Annotated in this window: 13 protein-coding genes and 1 pseudogene; 12 read left to right on the forward strand and 2 right to left on the reverse strand. The window is 42.8% G+C overall.

What is annotated here, in order from left to right; all coding sequences use genetic code 11:
- The first annotated feature begins 103 nt into the window (after positions 1-103).
- The 4 genes from WCM76_12860 to WCM76_12875 all read left to right on the forward strand — a co-directional run bounded on the left by WCM76_12860 (position 104) and on the right by WCM76_12875 (position 5,272).
- Positions 104-3,415, forward strand: a complete 3,312-nt coding sequence (locus tag WCM76_12860; protein ID MEI6766518.1) for a hypothetical protein — start codon at positions 104-106, stop codon at positions 3,413-3,415.
- A gap of 31 nt (positions 3,416-3,446) precedes the next feature.
- On the forward strand, positions 3,447-4,646 hold the full coding sequence (locus tag WCM76_12865) for a M20 family metallopeptidase (GenBank protein ID MEI6766519.1): 1,200 nt from the start codon (positions 3,447-3,449) through the stop codon (positions 4,644-4,646).
- A 66-nt stretch (positions 4,647-4,712) separates the two neighbouring features.
- Positions 4,713-4,958, forward strand: a complete 246-nt coding sequence (locus tag WCM76_12870) for an AbrB/MazE/SpoVT family DNA-binding domain-containing protein (protein MEI6766520.1) — start codon at positions 4,713-4,715, stop codon at positions 4,956-4,958.
- A complete protein-coding gene (locus WCM76_12875; GenBank protein ID MEI6766521.1) occupies positions 4,949-5,272 on the forward strand; it encodes a type II toxin-antitoxin system PemK/MazF family toxin in 324 nt (107 codons plus the stop codon). The genes WCM76_12870 and WCM76_12875 overlap by 10 nt, the downstream gene beginning before the upstream one ends.
- Before the next feature lie 73 nt (positions 5,273-5,345).
- On the opposite strand, the gene kbl is transcribed toward WCM76_12875, so the two are convergent.
- Together kbl and WCM76_12885 are read right to left on the reverse strand one after the other, a co-directional pair.
- Positions 5,346-6,587, reverse strand: a complete 1,242-nt coding sequence (kbl, locus tag WCM76_12880; GenBank protein ID MEI6766522.1) for a glycine C-acetyltransferase — start codon at positions 6,585-6,587, stop codon at positions 5,346-5,348.
- Positions 6,588-6,641: 54 nt separating this feature from the next.
- Positions 6,642-7,604 (reverse strand): NAD-dependent epimerase/dehydratase family protein, encoded by a 963-nt coding sequence (locus WCM76_12885; GenBank protein ID MEI6766523.1) that lies wholly within the window; start codon positions 7,602-7,604, stop codon positions 6,642-6,644.
- 209 nt (positions 7,605-7,813) lie between these two features.
- Here WCM76_12885 and WCM76_12890 point away from each other — a divergent pair, with 209 nt between their 5' ends.
- The 8 genes and pseudogenes from WCM76_12890 (at position 7,814) to WCM76_12925 (ending at position 18,147) form a co-directional block, all read left to right on the forward strand.
- Positions 7,814-9,457 (forward strand): DUF4139 domain-containing protein, encoded by a 1,644-nt coding sequence (locus WCM76_12890; GenBank protein ID MEI6766524.1) that lies wholly within the window; start codon positions 7,814-7,816, stop codon positions 9,455-9,457.
- A gap of 159 nt (positions 9,458-9,616) precedes the next feature.
- A complete protein-coding gene (locus WCM76_12895) occupies positions 9,617-10,414 on the forward strand; it encodes an Omp28-related outer membrane protein (GenBank protein MEI6766525.1) in 798 nt (265 codons plus the stop codon).
- 478 nt (positions 10,415-10,892) lie between these two features.
- Entirely contained in the window at positions 10,893-14,258 is a 3,366-nt protein-coding gene (locus tag WCM76_12900) for a gliding motility-associated C-terminal domain-containing protein (protein MEI6766526.1), read from the forward strand.
- Positions 14,259-14,314: 56 nt separating this feature from the next.
- Positions 14,315-15,067 carry a hypothetical protein gene (locus tag WCM76_12905; GenBank protein MEI6766527.1) on the forward strand — a complete coding sequence of 251 codons (753 nt, stop codon included), beginning with the start codon at positions 14,315-14,317 and terminating at the stop codon, positions 15,065-15,067.
- A 47-nt stretch (positions 15,068-15,114) separates the two neighbouring features.
- Positions 15,115-15,927, forward strand: a complete 813-nt coding sequence (locus tag WCM76_12910) for an Omp28-related outer membrane protein (protein ID MEI6766528.1) — start codon at positions 15,115-15,117, stop codon at positions 15,925-15,927.
- A gap of 25 nt (positions 15,928-15,952) precedes the next feature.
- Positions 15,953-17,113, forward strand: a pseudogene (locus WCM76_12915) (IgGFc-binding protein).
- 219 nt (positions 17,114-17,332) lie between these two features.
- Complete coding sequence (locus WCM76_12920) at positions 17,333-17,881, forward strand: hypothetical protein (GenBank protein ID MEI6766529.1); 549 nt, start codon at positions 17,333-17,335, stop codon at positions 17,879-17,881.
- Positions 17,882-17,886: 5 nt separating this feature from the next.
- Complete coding sequence (locus WCM76_12925) at positions 17,887-18,147, forward strand: hypothetical protein (GenBank protein ID MEI6766530.1); 261 nt, start codon at positions 17,887-17,889, stop codon at positions 18,145-18,147.
- The last annotated feature ends 36 nt before the right edge of the window (positions 18,148-18,183 follow it).

An 18,183-nucleotide genomic window follows, 5' to 3' on the forward strand; every position in this document is an offset into this window, starting at 1 on the left:
ATAAAATAAATTCGCGGGTGCAAAGTTATAATTTTACTCGGGTTACCGCGTGCCGGATAAAAAATAGTAACTTTACACGTTGAACCGGTTTTCTCAACACCATATGAGGAAAAACTACCCCATACATAAGTCGCTGAAATTGTCCGCAGCCATTTTTGCTGCGTTCATGTCCTTGTTGGTTGTTGTCGCACCTCTGAAAGCTCAGTTTTATAACGGTTCACAGCTTACATTCGGTAAGAATCGTGTTCAGTATGTTGACCGGTTTTGGTCATTTTTACGCTTTGAAAAATTTGATACTTATTTTTATCTCGAAGGTAAGCCAACTGCGGTTTATACTGCCCGATATGCCGATAAGTGTTTGAAGGAAATGCAACATAAGTTAGATTACGAACTCGAAGACAAAATTCAATTCGTGATTTTCAACAAACTTTCCGATTTAAAGCAAAGCAACATTGGGCTGCTCACCGACGAAGAATACAACGTTGGTGGTATTACACATATCGTCGGGTCTAAGGTTTTTTTATATTTCGACGGGAATCACAAAAATCTTGAAAAGCAGATTCGCGCAGGTATCGCCACAATTATTGTTGATGAAATGATGTATGGTGGAAGGATTACGGCTATGATAAAGAATTCGGCGCTGCTGAACCTTCCCGACTGGTATCTGAAAGGACTTATCGCCTATGCGTCAGAAGATTGGAGCACCGAAACAGACAATCAGGTGAAAGATGGCATTCTTCGGGGCGATTATCGTAAGTTTAATAACCTTACCGGCATGGATGCTGCTTATGCCGGGCAAAGCATCTGGAAATATATTGCCGACAAATACGGCACTGGCTCTATAGCAAACATTGTTTATCTGACCAAAATCAGCCGCAATGTTGAAAGCGGGTTTCTTTTTGTGCTGGGCGTTTCCTTCAGCACCCTGATAACCGATTGGATTAATTATTATGAGCAGCAATACTCGGTGAGCGAAACAAACAGGCAAAAACCCGCAGGTGAGCTGCTGCTGAAAAAAGTGAAGAAAGGAGTCGTTTACACTCAATTTAAAATAAGCCCTGATGGCCGTTATGTTACCTGGGCTACCAACGACCTTGGTAAAGTGAAGATTTGGCTGCGCGACCTTGAAACAGGCAAAACCAGACGCCTGATGAGCCTGGGTCATAAACTGGAAGAAAAAGCAGATTATTCTTTTCCTCTGATGGCATGGCATCCATCGGGCAAATTGCTTGCCTATATTTTTGAAGCAAAAGGAAATCTGTACATGAATTTCTATACTGTTGACGATAGACTTACTGAAAAACAACGTTTGTTTAACGTCGAAAAGGTGCTCGATTTTTCATTCGCACAAAACGGAAAACTACTTGCCATGTCTGCCGTGATTCAGGGACATTCTGATATTTATGTCTATAATATCGCAGCTCATACGTATGAGCCGGTAACGAAAGATATCTGGGATGATTTTCAACCACATTTTGTAAATAATTCTTCAGAAATACTTTTTTCTTCCAACAGACCTTCTGATACGCTTGTTTACGAAGCGCCAACCAATTTTGAAACGGCGACCGACACTATCAGTGAGATGCCCGACCATACCGATTTGTTCCTGTATTCTTACGCGACCAAAAATCCGGTGATGAAAAGGGTTACTAACAGCCCGCTTGCCGATGAATCATTTGCAATGCCATACAGCAAAAGTTACTTTACATATCTCAGTGATGAAAACGGCGTCTCCAACCGCTATCTGGCTCGTCTCGACAGCGCCATCAGTTTTATCGATACCACCACGCATTACAGGTATTACACAACATCCATTCCGGTTACCGATTATTCCCGAAGTATTCTTGAACAGGATATAGCGCCCGACGCAAAGAAAAGTACGGAACTTATTTTCGCGAATGGGGTTTACAACCTCTACATCAGCGATGCACCCAAGCCGAAAGAACTTAAAAGCAGCCTGCCCGAAAATACCTTTTACATGGACCAGCTGCTTCGCGAACAGCTAGCACCGCGCGACACCTCGGCAGGTTTGAATCAGGAAGAAATCGAATATATCAAACAGAAAAAACAAAAAAAAGCAAAGCGTGTTACCAATGTTCTGGTCAATCAGCTGGATGTGCAGCAGGATTCGGGGAAAGTGGATATCAATAATTATCAGTTCGGAAAGGATTATGTGCAGCCCGATACCGTGGTTAAGAAAAAAGGATTTACCATTCCCCGGGCAGAAAATTATAACGTGGAATATTCGATTAATCAGTTCGTGAGTCAGGCTGATTTTAATTTTTTAAATAGCTCTTACCAGCAATTCACGGGTGGGGGCAGCCCCGTATTTCTGAACCCCGGATTTAATGCCTTGTTTAAAATTGGTATTATCGACCTCATGGAAGATTATCGGATTACAGGCGGATTACGCCTTTCTGTGAGCCTCGACAATACAGAGTTTTTCATTTCTTTTGATAATCTTAAAAAACGACTTGATAAAAGCCTTGTGTTTCACCGCCAGGCACTTCTTACCGGCGACGATTACTCAGTAATAAAACTGCGTACCAATTCGCTGTATTATATACTCAAGTGGCCGTTCTCGCATGTATTGGCATTGAAAGGAACAATATCAGCCCGGCAGGACAAGAAAATTTATGCATCCACTGATATCCAGAATCTGAAACAACCCGTAATTACCGATTATTGGGGCGGTCTCAAAGGTGAACTCGTTTTTGATAATACGCGTAACAAAGGCGTTAATCTGTATTATGGCACACGCTGGAAAATTTTTGGTGAGTACTTCCAGAAAGTAGGGAACGAATTCAATAACCTCGTGGTGCTTGGTCTTGATTACCGCAATTATAAAAAGATTCATAAAACATTTATCTGGGCAAACAGAATTGCGGCAAGCACCTCTTTCGGAAATAATAAACTCATTTATTATCTCGGAGGCGTTGATAACTGGATTATTCCTAAATTCAATAATGATATTTCAGTATCGCAAAATCAGAACTACGCATTCCAGACACTGGCAACCAACATGCGCGGCTTCACTCAGAATATCCGAAACGGGAACAATTTCGCGGTTTTAAACAGCGAACTGCGCTTCCCTATTTTCAGGTACTTTTCTAAAAAACCGGTCAAATCCGATTTCTTCAACAACTTTCAGATTGTTGGTTTTGGTGATATCGGAACGGCCTGGACAGGTTGGAATCCCTGGTCGGAAGAGAATACTGTATTTAAAAAATATTTTTACTACGGTCCCATATCTGTCATGCTTAAAGATATCCGTGATCCCATTGTTGGTGGGATGGGCTGTGGCGTCAGAACACGCATACTGGGCTATTTTCTCAGACTCGATTATGCCTGGGGTGTCGAAAATATGGAAATACAAAAACCTGTTTTTTACATTTCACTCAGCACCGACTTTTAATTATTGTCAAATTATTTAGATATTTTGTCCGATGGAAAATCTCATTGAAAAAGTAAAACTCCTGTCAAAAGAATATCTTGATGATGTAATTGCATGGAGACGTCATTTTCATGCCCATCCCGAACTGGCATTTGAAGAATATGAAACGGCCTCTTACCTTGCCTGGCATCTTGAAAAGATGGGCATCGAAGTAACAAAAGGTGTTGCTAAAACAGGCATTGTTGCACTTATAGAAGGAAAAGATCCGGATTCGCGTGTAATAGCGCTTCGTTCCGATATGGACGCACTCAACGTGATAGAATTAACCAATGCCGAATACCGTTCACAAAATGAAGGCGTAATGCACGCCTGCGGTCATGATGCTCACATGGCATCTTTGCTGGGAACGGCACGTATCCTGAACGAATTGAAGAATGAATTCAGCGGTACCGTAAAACTAATCTTTCAGCCGTCAGAGGAAAAATACCCCGGAGGCGCATCTGTGATGATACAGGAAGGCGTGCTTGAAAATCCTGCGCCCGTTCATATGTTTGGTCAGCACGTGCTGCCAACGCTCGATGCCGGTAAAATTGGCTTGAAAGCCGGGATGTACATGGCTTCCACCGATGAAGTCTTTATTACCGTAAAAGGCAAAGGCGGTCACGCTGCTACACCCGAACTGAATATCGACCCTGTGGTAATTGCTTCGTACATTGTTGTTGCCTTACAACAAATCGTGAGCCGCAATGCCACTCCTGCTATTCCATCGGTATTGTCGTTTGGTCGCATTATCGGCAACGGACGCACCAATATTATTCCAGATCAGGTTATTCTTGAAGGTACTTTCAGAACATATAGTGAGAAATGGCGCGACGAAGCGCATGAAAAAATAAAATTCATGTCGGAAGCCATTGCCGAAAGTATGGGCGGATCGTGCGAAGTGTTTATCGATAAAGGTTATCCATTCCTGGTGAACGATGAAGACACCACGCGAAAAGTAAAAGAATATGCGATAGAATTTGTCGGAAAAGAAAATGTTATAGATGTTGAAATGCGCATGACCGCTGAAGATTTCGCTTATTACTCTCAAAAAGTTCCGTCGTGTTTTTACCGACTGGGCGTTCGCAATGAGGAGAAAAACATCCACTCTAACCTTCATACAGCCACCTTTAATATCGACGAAACCGCACTTGAAACCGGTATGGGCTTCATGGCCTGGATCGCGTTGCGCGAACTGGGAATTGAAAAATAACGATTAATTATTATTTGGTTTTTGTTGATAAATGTAATAACTTTGTAATTACATTTTAATAGGGCTATGGACATCTCAATTATTCCCATCGGAAACTCTAAAGGGCTACGGCTTAGTAAAAGTATTCTTGAAAGGTATCACATTACCGACAGTGTGGAACTTATTCTTGAAAAGAGTTATATCATTCTGAAACCAAAATCCGAACCTCGTAAAGGTTGGGAAAAAGCGTTCAAGAAGATGCACGAAAAGCATGAAGATCATCTTTTGATGCCCGATATGCTTCACGATGAAAATTTTGAGGAATGGAAATAGCCCAATATTCTATTGTGTTGGTTAATCTTGAGCCAACTCTGGGTCATGAAATCAATAAAACAAGACCTTGTGTTGTCATTTCTCCTGACGAAATGAACAAGTATCTGCAAACAATTGTAGTCGCACCTATGACCAGTAAATCACGGGATTATCCAACTCGGGTGCCGGTTAAACATAACCGCAAGAATGGATGGGTTGTCCTTGACCAGATACGAACTATTGACAGGTTGCGTGTTATGAAAATTCTGGGTGCCCTTGAAGAGAAGGAGATACTAAAGGTGAAATCTATTCTCCGCGAAACTTATATAGATTGATTGTTGCCGACAAAACATAAAAAAATCCGGAACCATGACAGCTCCGGATCTTTGTTAAACCTGATCAGAAAAATTATTTCAGCATGCCAAGCTCTTTGCCAACTTTGGTAAAAGCTGCAATTGCTTTGTCCAGGTGTTCCATTTCGTGTCCTGCCGATATCTGAACGCGGATGCGGTCTTTACCTTTAGGAACAACCGGGAATGAGAAGGCAATAACATAAATACCTTCTTCAAGCATTTTGTTTGCGAATTCTACAGCCAGTTTGCTGCAGTCGGGATATTTTCCGAACATAATGGGAACGATAGGATGGTCACCGGCAACAATGTCAAAACCGGCTTCTGTCATCTTGGTGCGGAAATATTTGGTATTGCGTTCCAGTTTGTCGCGCAACTCGGTGCTGGCCATAAGAATGTCCATAACCTTGATGGTTCCTTCAACAACGGCCGGAGCAACGGTGTTTGAGAACAGATACGGACGGGCTTTGTTACGCATCCAGTTAATCACTTCTTTGCTTCCTGAAATACAACCACCGGATGCACCACCAAGAGCTTTTCCGAAAGTGGTAGTGATGATGTCTACGCGACCCATAACACCGCGATATTCGTGCGTTCCACGGCCTGTTTTGCCAAGGAAACCCGATGAATGACTGTCGTCAACCATTACCATTGCATCATATTTATCAGCCAGATCGCAAATCTCTTTCAGTTTTGCAATGTCGCCGTCCATGCTGAATGAACCGTCGGTGGCAATCATACGGAAACGGCATTTTGCAGCTTCCTGAAGGCAACGCTCAAGGCCTTTGCCCGATTTACCTGTTGCAGGGTCAACTTCCTCAACATCGCGCATATCACCGTGATTGTAAATCCAGCGCTGTGCTTTGCACAGACGGATACCATCGATGATAGAAGCATGATTCAGTGCATCGGTAATAATTGCGTCTTCTTCGCCCAGCAGAGGCTCAAAAACAGCACCATTGGCATCAAAGCAGGATGAGAATAAAATAGTATCTTCCATACCAAGGAAATCGCTTACTTTACGCTCCAGCTCTTTGTGTATGTCTTGCGTTCCGCAGATGAAACGTACGGATGACAGACCATAACCACGATGGTCAATGCCTTTGTGTGCAGCAGCAATCAGGTCGGGGTGCGATGAAAGACCCAGATAATTGTTTGCGCAGAAATTCAGGCACTGTTTGCCTTTTACTGTAATTTCGGCACCTTGTGAGCTCTCAATGATGCGTTCATTTTTGAATAATTTCTGCTCCTGCAGTTTTGCAAGTTCAGCGCTCAGATATTCATTAACTCTTTTTTGCATTTTAAATATCTCCTGTTAGATGATTATTAATTAGTTGGTTTGGTCGAACAATTATTAAATCAGACCGGCTTTGTGTTTTTTACCGATATTTTCGAGCATGTCTTTGGTCATGGCATCGAGGTCGAACGCCGGTTTCCATCCCCATTCTTCGCGTGCTGCGCTGTCGTCAACGGCATTTGGCCATGAGTCAGCAATCTTCTGACGGAAATCGGGATTGTATGTAACGGTGAAGTCGGGCATGTATTTTTTGATTGATGCTGCCAGTTCGCCTGCTGAGAAACTCATGGCGCCAACATTGAAATCGCAGTGGTGTTTCAGTGTGCTGAAATCTGCCTGCATCAGGTCAATCGTTGATTTGAGACAGTCGGGCATATACATCATCGGTAAACGGGTATCTTCGCGAACAAAGCATTCGTATTTGCCATGCTTAACGGCGTCAAAATAAATACCAACAGCATAGTCGGTAGTACCGCCGCCGGGCAGTGTTTCGTAGCTGATGATACCGGGGTAACGGAGACCACGAACATCAAGACCGTATTTACGTACGTAGTAATCGCCAACCAGTTCGCCGGCAACTTTGGTAACACCATACATGGTGGTAGGTTTGAGAACGGTTTCCTGAGGAGCACATTCCAGCGGAGTGCCGGGGCCGAAAACTGCAATAGAACTGGGAACCAATACCTGTTTCATTTTCATTTCACGGGCAACCTCAAGAACGTTGATAAGACCGTTCATGTTGATATCCCATGCTAGCATTGGGTTGCTTTCACCAACAGCCGAAAGAATAGCGGCCATGTTTACGATGATGTTTACATCATATTTTTTTGAAATCTCAGCAAGTTTTTTGCCATCAACAACATCAAAAAATTCAAACGGTCCGGAATCTTTTACCACATCCGAAGGCGGACTTTTGCGTGTACTGGCAATTACGTTGTCGTTGCCGTAAATATTCCTTAATGCCATGGTGAGTTCAGATCCGATCTGTCCTACAGCTCCTACGATAAGTATTTTATCCATTGTAATTTATTTAGGTGAATGTTCTATTGTTAATCGGTGAACAAAAGTAAAAAAAAGATAATTTCATTGCTCATAATTCAGTAATTTTAATTGAAAGTGCTTACTGACGGGTAAACCATTGAAATAATGAAGTTTGGAACGATACTTGATGTATTTCTCGCTTTTTTACCTGTTTTTTTAATTAATTAATAAATTTAACCCAAAACCGTATGAGAAAAATCGTATTTATTTTTGCCCTCATGGCTATGTGCAGCAGTGCTTTCAGTCAGAAAGAGACAACGCAGAAAATCAAACCCGAGATAAAAAATGTTACAGTTTTTCTGAGTGGCGCTGAGGTGTCGCATGATGTTTCTCTAAAACTTGCGGCAGGGAGAAACCTGCTCGTATTCGAAGGCCTTTCATCAAAACTTGACCCGCGCAGTATCCGCGTTTCATCGGTCGCTGCCGTTTCTATTCTTTCTGTTTCGAGCAAAGTGAATTATCTGACTAAAAACGATGATAAACCAAGAATTAAGGCCCTTAAGGATTCTGTAATCCTTGTAACAGCCAAAATTCAAAACCTTGCAGATGAAAAGAACGCACTCAACATTGAGCGCGATATGCTTTTAAAGAATCAGGCAATAGGCGGTCAGCAAACCGGTGTAAATGTTGCGGAACTGATAAAGGCTGCGGATTTTTTCCAGACAAGGGTTTTTGATCTGAACAAGCGCATTTCGCAGATTGATGTTCAGAATGCTACTCTAACAACCGAGATGGGAAACATTAATGCAGAGCTTATAGAGCTTAATTCTCAAAACAGCTACGAGCGAAGCGAAGTAAGTGTGCTCGTTTCAGTTGAAGCTGAGCAGACACAGAACGTGAATCTCAGTTACTACCTTACCGATGCCGGTTGGGCACCGTATTATGAATTGAAATCGGAGGAAATTAACCAACCCGTGGATTTGATTTATCGCGCAAAGGTGTTCAATAATTCGGGTATCGACTGGAACAATATAGACATGACACTTTCAACCGCAGACCCCACACAATCGGCAACCCAACCGACACTCGAGCCGTGGAAGCTCAATTATTCCGATTATGGCATCGATTATAATTATTCATGGACCACAAACCAGAATCAATCCAACCTGAATAACGAATATGATTACAAAGCCGATAAGCAGGAAGCGAAAAGCGGAGAAGTGCTGTTCACGCAGATACAGGTTGATCAGTTGAGCGTTGAATTTGATATAGCCGCAAAGTACAGCATCCCAAGCGATTCAAAGCCGTATATTGTGGATGTTAAAGAGTTCAACCTGCCGGCCACTTACAAATATATATGTATTCCCAAAATGGATAAAGACGCATTCCTGCTGGCACGCATCACCGGATGGGAAGACCTGAATCTGGTTGAAGGTCCTGCCATGGTATATTTTGGCGGAACCTTTGTCGGACAGTCATATATTGATACGCGTAACGTTAAAGACACTCTCGACCTTTCATTCGGCCGCGATAAAAAAGTACTCGTTACCCGCACAAAACTTAAAGATTACAGCAGCGACCAGCTCATCGGAACGAAGAGAAAGGAAACACACAAATTTGAAATCGTTGTGAAGAATAATCGCAAAGTGCCAATCTCTATAGAGATACAGGATCAGGTGCCGGTTTCGGAAAACAGTGAGATAGAAGTGAGTGCCGACGAGATTTCAAATGCCGATCACAACGTCCTTACCGGGATACTCACCTGGAATTTTAATATCGAACCGGCTAAAACTCAAAATATAGAGCTTCAGTACACTATGAAATATCCGAAAAATAAAACGGTGAAAACAAAATATTCGAAATTTCGTGCCGTAGAATGTCCTAAGTTTTAATTACGAAACATGATGACCATGTAGGAGAAGCTGTCGTTTTGCGGCGGCTTTTCCTGTTTTTACAAATAAATATTTGGGTTTCCGTGTCACCTTTTCTTTCATTTTTACGTCATTATTCATATCTTGTTTAAAATTCAACTAAAAACAAAATACGAAAAAATGAAAAAAATATCATTGGCGTTGCTTGGGATAATATTAATATTCTCTGCGTGTAAAAAGAAAGACAATTCTGAGATTGCTGATAGCAACACAGACAATGAACCGGTAATTGCAAATGTTGAGCCCGAACAAAAACAATACGCGCTGGTGTTGGAATATACTGCAACATGGTGCAGCGCCTGCGGTAGCTGGGGGCATGAAACCATTGGCGAAATTATCAATTACAATCTGAAGAAAGTGGTCCCGGTGCTATGCCATGTGAGCGACGGCATCTCGCCTGACCCCAATCTGTTTAACGGAGTAATGGCCATTTATCCCAACGATGGCGGTGTTCCCGATTTCGTCATCAACGACGTTCATTCGAACTCAGTCAGTGATGTTGCCGCAGTTCTTGCAAGAGAACCGGTGGCACAAACTAATTTCACCATGGCACGAAATGGCAGAAGCATCAGCGTCCATACCAAAACAAAATTTTTCAAAGCGGTAAGCGGTGCCGATTATTATCTCGCTGTTTATGCTCTGGAAGATGGCATTGACGGGCTTGCCGGATCGAACCAGCAAACCGGCGCTACGGATCCTGCATATAAACATAACCACACACTCAGAGCCTCAAGCTGTAGTAACAGCGCATTGGGCGAAAAGATTGTAAGCGGTTCTGCCGACGAGGGTGCCTTTATAAGCGGCGATTATTCAATTACCTGCCCTGCGAATTGCAATATGTCTAATGTTACGGTAGCCGCTATAATATGGAAAATTGCCGGAGACACTACTTTTGTGAACGCGTATGAAAAGAAATAAATAATGTATTTGAGTTTGTTTATTAGTTCTGCTGTCTCAAACAAATCGGCAAATTTAATTCCTGGGCGAATTTAAAGTATTATAAAACAAATAGATACAATATAGCTGTTTTATAAAGAGGGGCGTTTGCCCCTCTTTTTTTTATTCCTGGAATGGAAGTGGAAAAATATTTTCAAGGTGGTTTTTTTCGATGAATAAGGGATTTCCATAGCCGAAATGAAGTGATTTTTATACCGGACTGCCAAAACATTCTATAAAGCCCATTTGACAAGGCTTTTGTAATGTTTTATCTTTGTTTTCCCTTTAGGTTTACTTTAATAAGCTATAAAGGAAGAAAAAAAACAATACTTAAAAAACAAATACTATGAAATCAAACGCACGTTTTTCCGTGGTATTATTTTCAGCTCTAATTTTCACCGGTTGTTATGCATTTTCGCAAAATAAATTTTCCTCCCCGCCTGAAAATATTTTCAGGTGTATGGATATTATGGGGGATACCGCAACTCACCTTGTTTGGGTAAACCCTTCGGGACAATCAGCGGTAAGCGTTAAGCTGGAGAAAAGCACCGATGGCGTTAATTTTTCAATACTGGATTCGGCGATACTAAGCGGAATTCCTGACATCTTCGCACTCTATTTCCCGCAGGATATCGACTACTTCGATACTATTCTGTATTCAACTGAAAGTAATGGCGGTGGATATCTTTATAATGATATCCTTAAACCATCTGATCCCGATACGCTTTACTACAGAATCGTACTTACGGATTCGGATAGTGTTGTGCATTATTTTCGGCCGGAATCTGTAAGCAGGCTTACGGGCGAACAAATCATGAATAATGTCTTTTCCCCCGTCAAGGATAGTGCAGATTATTCATTTGACGGGCTGCATCAGAAGAAGGGCGGAATGAAGGCTCTTTGTAACAATATCGGAACCGTTCCTACCGGATATACACCTACCGGTCAAACGCAAACAATTATCGGAACATGCTGTTATTACGTCAATTCACAATACACGTCTACTTCAATTCAAATAGTTTGTGGTGGCGGTAGTGTGGCTTGGTGCTGCGCGTCTGTGCCTGGAGCACAGAATTGTCCATCGGGCATGAAATATGATTACTGTTGCGCTCACACATGCGGGCAATATCCGCAATGCGTGTGCGCAACTCCCTGGCAATGTTGTTCAATGAGTCAGGCAACCGTATGGGTGGTTACTCAATCGTACAATTATCCCGGTATAACCTTATCGGCAACTATTGTAAATGAAACCTGCGCAGGAACTCATAATGGTTCTATTGCAGTTGCCGTTAATGCCGGTACAAATCCGATTACATATTCATGGACGGGAGGATATCCTAATTCCCCAAACCTGACAAATCTGCCTGCCGGAAGCTACACCGTAACAGTTACAGACGCTCATAATTGCACCGCTGCGCAGACCTTCATTGTTTCAACATCACCGCCGCCGGTGGCTACATTATCAGCTATTCCGTCCATGTGCATCAATGCTGCCCCGTTTACGCTCACGGGCGGAAGCCCTGCAGGCGGATTTTATTCGGGTGCCGGCGTTACAAACGGAGTATTTAATCCGACGGCTGCCGGAGCCGGCAATCATGTTATCACCTATACCTACACTGATCCGAATAACTGTGTGGGAACCGCAACCACAACAATTACAGTCAATGCGCTCCCGGCTGTCACATTTTCAACCATAGGGCCATTTTGCCTGAATGCGTCGCCCATCACACTTACACAGGGAAATCCGGCCGGCGGAGCTTATACCGGACAGGGTATATCAAATGGCGTTTTCAGCCCGACAGGAGCAGGTGTTGGAACATTTAACCTTTCCTATGTTTATACAGATTCACATTTATGTACAAATTCAGCGACGCAAACCGTAACAGTCAATGCAATGCCGATTGCATTGGTAAACCCTATCCCGCCGGTTTGCATTGATGCAGCTCCATTTGCACTTAATAATGGCGTCCCTTCAGGCGGTGTTTTTGCAGGAAGCGGGATAAATAACAACACCTTTAACCCAACAGTTGCCGGAGCCGGAGTTCATGCTGTTGTTTATTTTTATTCCGATGGCAATCAGTGTTCTGATACGGCATTTCAAACAGTTACGGTGTATCCGCTGCCCACTGTTTCGTTGCCGGCATTCAGTGATATGTGCATCAATGCATCAACAATTACCCTGAGCGGTGCATCACCGACCGGCGGAACCTATTACGTTGACGGAATTCAGTCAGCGGTTTTCAATCCATCAGTTGCCGGTGCAGGGGTTCATATGCTGTTGTATGTTTATTCGGATGGCAATTCCTGTACGGATTCTGCTTCTGCAACTATCAAAGTGAATCCGCTGCCCGTTGTTACGTCTACACCTTTGGCGCCGGTTTGCGCCGATGTGCCTGCGTTTTCGCTGGCATTTGGTTCGCCGGCAGGAGGCGATTACTCCGGACCGGGTGTAAGCAGCGGTCTGTTCAACCCGGCGGTCAGCGGCTCAGGAACGTTCGCAATAACATACACGTATCCGGATCCGTTGAGTGGTTGCATTAATTCGGTTACTGAAACAATTCAGGTAAACCCATTGCCTGTAGTTTCCTTTGCACCCATAGCTCCGGTGTGTGTCTATTCACAGGCATTCACGCTTGGGGGCGGAACTCCTGCAGGAGGCATATTCGCCGGCCCCGGAGTGAGCGGTACAACCTTTGACCCTGCGATAGCGGGAGTGGGTACCCACAGCCTTACCTACACTTTTACGGATTCGTTTACAGGATGTGTTAATGAAGCGAACCAATCTATAATTGTGAAATCTGCTTTGGCGATGTCAACGCTACCCTCGTATATTTCAATATGTCCGGGTGCATCGGCAAACCTGAGTGCATCGGGTGCGCTGAATTATTCGTGGATGCCGTCAGCCGGCCTTTCTACAACAGCATCATCTTTTGTGACGGCCACACCTCAATCTACAACAACCTATACAGTACTTGGAACAGATGCGGTTGGGTGCACGGGTTCGGCTATTGCTACCGTAAATGTTTATCCTCCGGTAAATATTAATACCACCGCCGAGCCAATGGATGGCTGTATGCCTTTAACGGTAAGATTTTCATACAATGTGTCGCCGAATGATTCGTCTGCAGTCTGGATGTTTGATGACCCGTATTCGGGCAATAATACAGCAACAGGAAGTTCGCCTGTTCACACCTTTGAAAATGCCGGCTCTTATCATCCGGTTATAACCGTAGTATCCTATTATGGCTGTTTTGGAACGTCGGGAGTAACCGTAAATGCTTACAGACCGCCCATTGCCGACTTCTACCCAAACCCTGAACTTGTGGATATGACATATCCGCTCATTGATTTTATTGACCAATCAGTGTCGGCAAATCGCTGGTACTGGGATTTTGGTGATCCGGCAAGTATCGGTAATAATAATTCTGAGCTACAGTCGCCATCGCATACATATGTTTCCGAAGGTATTCACGAAGTAAAACTCATTGTAGAAAGCGGGCACAACTGTGATGATACCATTATTAAAACGGTTGAGGTGCTGCCGGAAATGCTGGTGTTTATTCCCAATGCCGTTTCGCCCAATGGCGATGGAATCAATGATGTTTGGAAACCGGTTTTTACGAATACGGATGCAAAGGCTTACTCACTTCATCTTTATGACGGTTGGGGTAAGGAATTATGGAAAACCACAAATCCTGCAGAGGCATGGGACTGCTCTTTTAACGGTGAAACTGTGAAAGAAGGAGTGTATGTATGGATAGTGTTTTTCAGAGATCCTCGTGGCAAAGATTATAAACGTACCGGAATAGTTTCAGTGCTTCCATAGAGATACAAAATGAATACCATTATAATAATAATACTCACAATTAAAACTTAAAACAAATGAGAACAACAACAATTTTCCTGATCGCAATTGCCTTGATTTTTACAAGCTGCAAAAAGAAAAACGACATTTCTCCTGTTACGGATTCCGGTGGCAGCCAGCACCCAAATTGTGGCATGGTACCACAGCAGCTGCAGTATGTTGGTGTATTAGAATTTGTACCTGGATGTCCTTGTGCGGATTCGACAGTGAATGCTGAATTGACGAAAATTCTTAGTTACGAGCCCGTTTGGCCAGTTCCCGTAATTTGCAAAAAGTATATAACCGATGACTCACTTTACGCGAGGATGTTTAGAATTTATTCTGATTCTGTGGTTTTTATTATCAATGATCAGCCATGTTTCTATCAGCAGATTGAAAGCTCTATTGATGCTGTGTTATCAAGAACACCGGAAGCCCAGTCAAATTTCAGCATGAAAAAAGACGGGCAGAATATAAGCGTAACTGTCACGACGAAGTTTTTCAATAGTGAGAGTAATGCCGATTATTATCTGGCGGCGTATGCCCTTGAAGATAATATTCCTTATGGTAAACGTAAAATCAGTCATATGTTGCGTGCTGCAAGTGTTGATAATGATGCATTAGGAGAGAAAATAGTTTCAGGTTCGGTAACTGCAGGAACCGAAATAACAAAGGAATACACGATTCACTGCCCTGCAGTTTGCAACATGTCCAACATGACCGTTGCCACATTTATATGGAAAAAAGTGAATGGTGTCGTGACTTTTGTGAATGCTTTCGAAAAAAAATAGCGCAACATCACATTGTAAAAACATTCTTGAATTAAAACTTAAAACAAATGAGAACAACATCAATTTTCCTGATTGCAATTGCCTTGATTTTTGCAGGCTGCAAAAAGAAAGACATTTCCGATAACGCCAGTCAAAGCGATGGTTCCGGAACTCAAGGACAAAACATAAACCCGGAACAACGGCAAAATGCCCTGGTGCTGGAATATACAGCCACATGGTGCCCATATTGCGGCGCCTGGGGGCATGATTCATTAACTGGTATTACAAATCATAACGGCGATCGAGTTGTACCGGTTGTTTGCCATGTCGACGATGGGTTGACATCACCCTGTTATAATGGATTAAGTGCTAACTATCCGGATGATCAGGGAATTCCGAATTTTATAATTAATGAAGACAGATTTTTGTATGAGTATCAACCCTCTATTAATAGCGTACTTCAAAGGACACCGGTGGCGCAAACTAATTTTATAATTAAGAAAAGCGGACAGAGTATCAACCTTACAACTCAGACAAAATTCTTTACTGCTGTGAGTGGCGCCGATTATTACCTTGCTATGTACGCTTTGGAGGATGGAATTGATGGTGCTTCCGGTCCGTATAAGCAAGTCATTGCAAGCAGCCATCCGGCCGTGCCAAACTATAAGCACAACCATACGCTAAGGGCTGCCAGTTGTAACAACAGTGCGTTAGGTGCAATGATTGTTTGCGGTACAGCTGCATCGGGCACCACAATTAATAGTGAATATACAATTAATTGTCCTTCAGACTGCAATATGGCGAATATGACGGTGGCTGCAATTATCTGGAAAAAAGTGGGGGGTGTCGTGACTTTTGTAAATGCTTTTGAAAAAAAATAAATATGGTATGCGCTCTTTAACAAAAATGGTCCCGGTAATAAAATCAACCTTTATTGCGTTGGTTTTATTACTGGCTTTTGGTAAAATATCCGTTTGTCAGAACGATACGGCATTTTGGTTTGCAGCACCGGAGGTGTCGTCAAATGCCCTGAATTACGATAAGCCTATTGTACTTCATTTTTCGACAACGAACCTCCCGGCAAATGTCACTGTTTCGCAACCTGCAAATGCCGCATTTGCACCAATAATCGTGAATATTCCTGCAAGTTCAACGATATCGGTTGATCTTACAAATTTTATCGGGAGCATTGAAAATACCCCTGCAAACTGTGTTTTGAATTATGGTTTACATATCACCTCCAGTGAAAAAATAACAGCCCATTACGAAGTCGTGAGCAGCTATTGCAACTGCAACCCTGAGATATTTTCCCTGAAAGGAAGAAATGCGCTGGGCGACAGTTTCATGATTCCTTCACAAACCTATTATTCAAATGGGACTTATAATCCAGTGCCATATTCCTCTTTTGATATTGTAGCAACTGAGAATGGGACTACTGTTGTTGTCACTCCATCAAATAATGTTGTAGGGCATCCTGCAGGTGTTTCATTTAATATAAATCTGAACAGAGGGCAGACATGGTCAGGTACCGCTACAAGCCAGTTGCCTTCAGGGCATTTGCAGGGATCGGTGGTTACCTCCAATAAACCAATTGCGATAACAATTAAGGATGATTTGATTGGAAGTCCCGGTGGCGGAAGGGATTTAGCGGGTGATCAGATTGTCCCTGTATCGCTTACAGGCACAGAATATATAGTTGTGAAAGGATGACTTAATTATGGGACAACTTACATGGAAAGAGTTTCTGTGCTTGGAACTCAAAATAATACAGATATATTTATTGATGGGGGCAGTACGCCGGTGGCAACCATAGGGTCAGGTCAGACCTATGAGTTTGTGCTTTCACAACAATCCACTTATATCCGTTCAACAGAACCGGTTTATGTACTGCACACTTCAGGTAATGGCTATGAAATAGGTCAGGCTATTTTACCGCCGTTGTTTTGCACAGGATCAAAACAAATTGGTTTTACGCGCTCTTCGTCCATGCCATTTTTTTTGCATCTTGTTACGAAAACTTCATCGCTCCCAAACCCTGAAAATTGTTTCTATCAACCTGGTAGCTAAAAGGTGTCGCTGAATATACTTTTTTAAAAAAAATGGATGCGCGAAAGTTGTTTTTATACAGTCATCTTTTTCTTCCCCGTAATTCCGGAATGAATGTAGAAAACTTCCAGATGTTGATTTATGACCGATGGGGCGAATGCATATGACGCGGCATTCCTATTGTTAAACTGATAGGAATTTTTAAAAATACGGCATGTTGAATTAAAAAAAAATATACACATGAAAAATCTCTTTAATGTTTTTAAACGCATCTTCATAATGCTGTTATTATTCAGCGGCATCATGAACCTTCACGCGGGAATCATTTATTCGTCAGAATTCAGGTATCTGAACCTGTGTGGCAATTCACCCGTTGATTACAGCAATATTGCCGCACCTTATTGTTTTAAAGTTGCGCCCGGTGCCGAACAGGTAAGCATGGTTGCAGGCACAGCTATTCCCGCATTAATAAAATTCAGCTGCGTGAATGCAATTGTGAGTTCGAGATGGTTTGATTGGCTCGGGCAAAACTACCACCTACAAAAGGGTATTGGTTTTAAGCTTATTCGAAGCGAAAAAGATGAGTTTGGGAATACGCACAGCCGCTACTTGCAAACATTTAACGGGTACCCGCTATACGGCGTGCAATTCATTGTTCATGAAAAAGGCGGTTATGTCACACTTATGAACGGCAGAGCATACAATACGCTGAAAGCCTCGCTGCGCAAGAATATAAATGAACAACAGGCGTTGGCCCTGGCCGTAAATTATTTGAAAAAAAATCGGTAACGCACATGCAGCAGCAAAACCGACCATTGATATCAATAAACCCTGCGAACACAAATTACATAACATTGCCCAAAGCAGAACTGCTTTTACTGCCTGCAACGGGTAGCATGCAAAGTAATGAATACCGCCTTACATACAAATTTACTTTGAGTGACGGACAGTGTATGCAGGATGTTTATGTGGATACGGAAAACGGCCAAGTACTTATGGCCAATGAAAACGAGGGATTTGCTATCAATATGCTTGACTGGATATTCCGCACATAGTAGTCCACTCATTCCGCGGCAAACTGGTCCACCAAA

Source organism: Bacteroidota bacterium (assembly GCA_037133915.1).
Taxonomy (GTDB): Bacteria; Bacteroidota; Bacteroidia; order Bacteroidales; family CAIWKO01; genus JBAXND01.

Excerpts from the sequence above, each read along its gene's own strand:
- WCM76_12860 (MEI6766518.1), top strand. The coding sequence starts at position 104 with ATGAGGAAAAACTACCCCATACATAAGTCGCTGAAATTGTCCGCAGCC.
- WCM76_12865 (MEI6766519.1), top strand. The coding sequence starts at position 3,447 with ATGGAAAATCTCATTGAAAAAGTAAAACTCCTGTCAAAAGAATATCTT.
- WCM76_12870 (MEI6766520.1), top strand. The coding sequence starts at position 4,713 with ATGGACATCTCAATTATTCCCATCGGAAACTCTAAAGGGCTACGGCTT.
- WCM76_12875 (MEI6766521.1), top strand. The coding sequence starts at position 4,949 with ATGGAAATAGCCCAATATTCTATTGTGTTGGTTAATCTTGAGCCAACT.
- kbl (MEI6766522.1), bottom strand. The coding sequence starts at position 6,587 with ATGCAAAAAAGAGTTAATGAATATCTGAGCGCTGAACTTGCAAAACTG.
- WCM76_12885 (MEI6766523.1), bottom strand. The coding sequence starts at position 7,604 with ATGGATAAAATACTTATCGTAGGAGCTGTAGGACAGATCGGATCTGAA.
- WCM76_12890 (MEI6766524.1), top strand. The coding sequence starts at position 7,814 with ATGAGAAAAATCGTATTTATTTTTGCCCTCATGGCTATGTGCAGCAGT.
- WCM76_12895 (MEI6766525.1), top strand. The coding sequence starts at position 9,617 with ATGAAAAAAATATCATTGGCGTTGCTTGGGATAATATTAATATTCTCT.
- WCM76_12900 (MEI6766526.1), top strand. The coding sequence starts at position 10,893 with ATGGATATTATGGGGGATACCGCAACTCACCTTGTTTGGGTAAACCCT.
- WCM76_12905 (MEI6766527.1), top strand. The coding sequence starts at position 14,315 with ATGAGAACAACAACAATTTTCCTGATCGCAATTGCCTTGATTTTTACA.
- WCM76_12910 (MEI6766528.1), top strand. The coding sequence starts at position 15,115 with ATGAGAACAACATCAATTTTCCTGATTGCAATTGCCTTGATTTTTGCA.
- WCM76_12920 (MEI6766529.1), top strand. The coding sequence starts at position 17,333 with ATGAAAAATCTCTTTAATGTTTTTAAACGCATCTTCATAATGCTGTTA.
- WCM76_12925 (MEI6766530.1), top strand. The coding sequence starts at position 17,887 with ATGCAGCAGCAAAACCGACCATTGATATCAATAAACCCTGCGAACACA.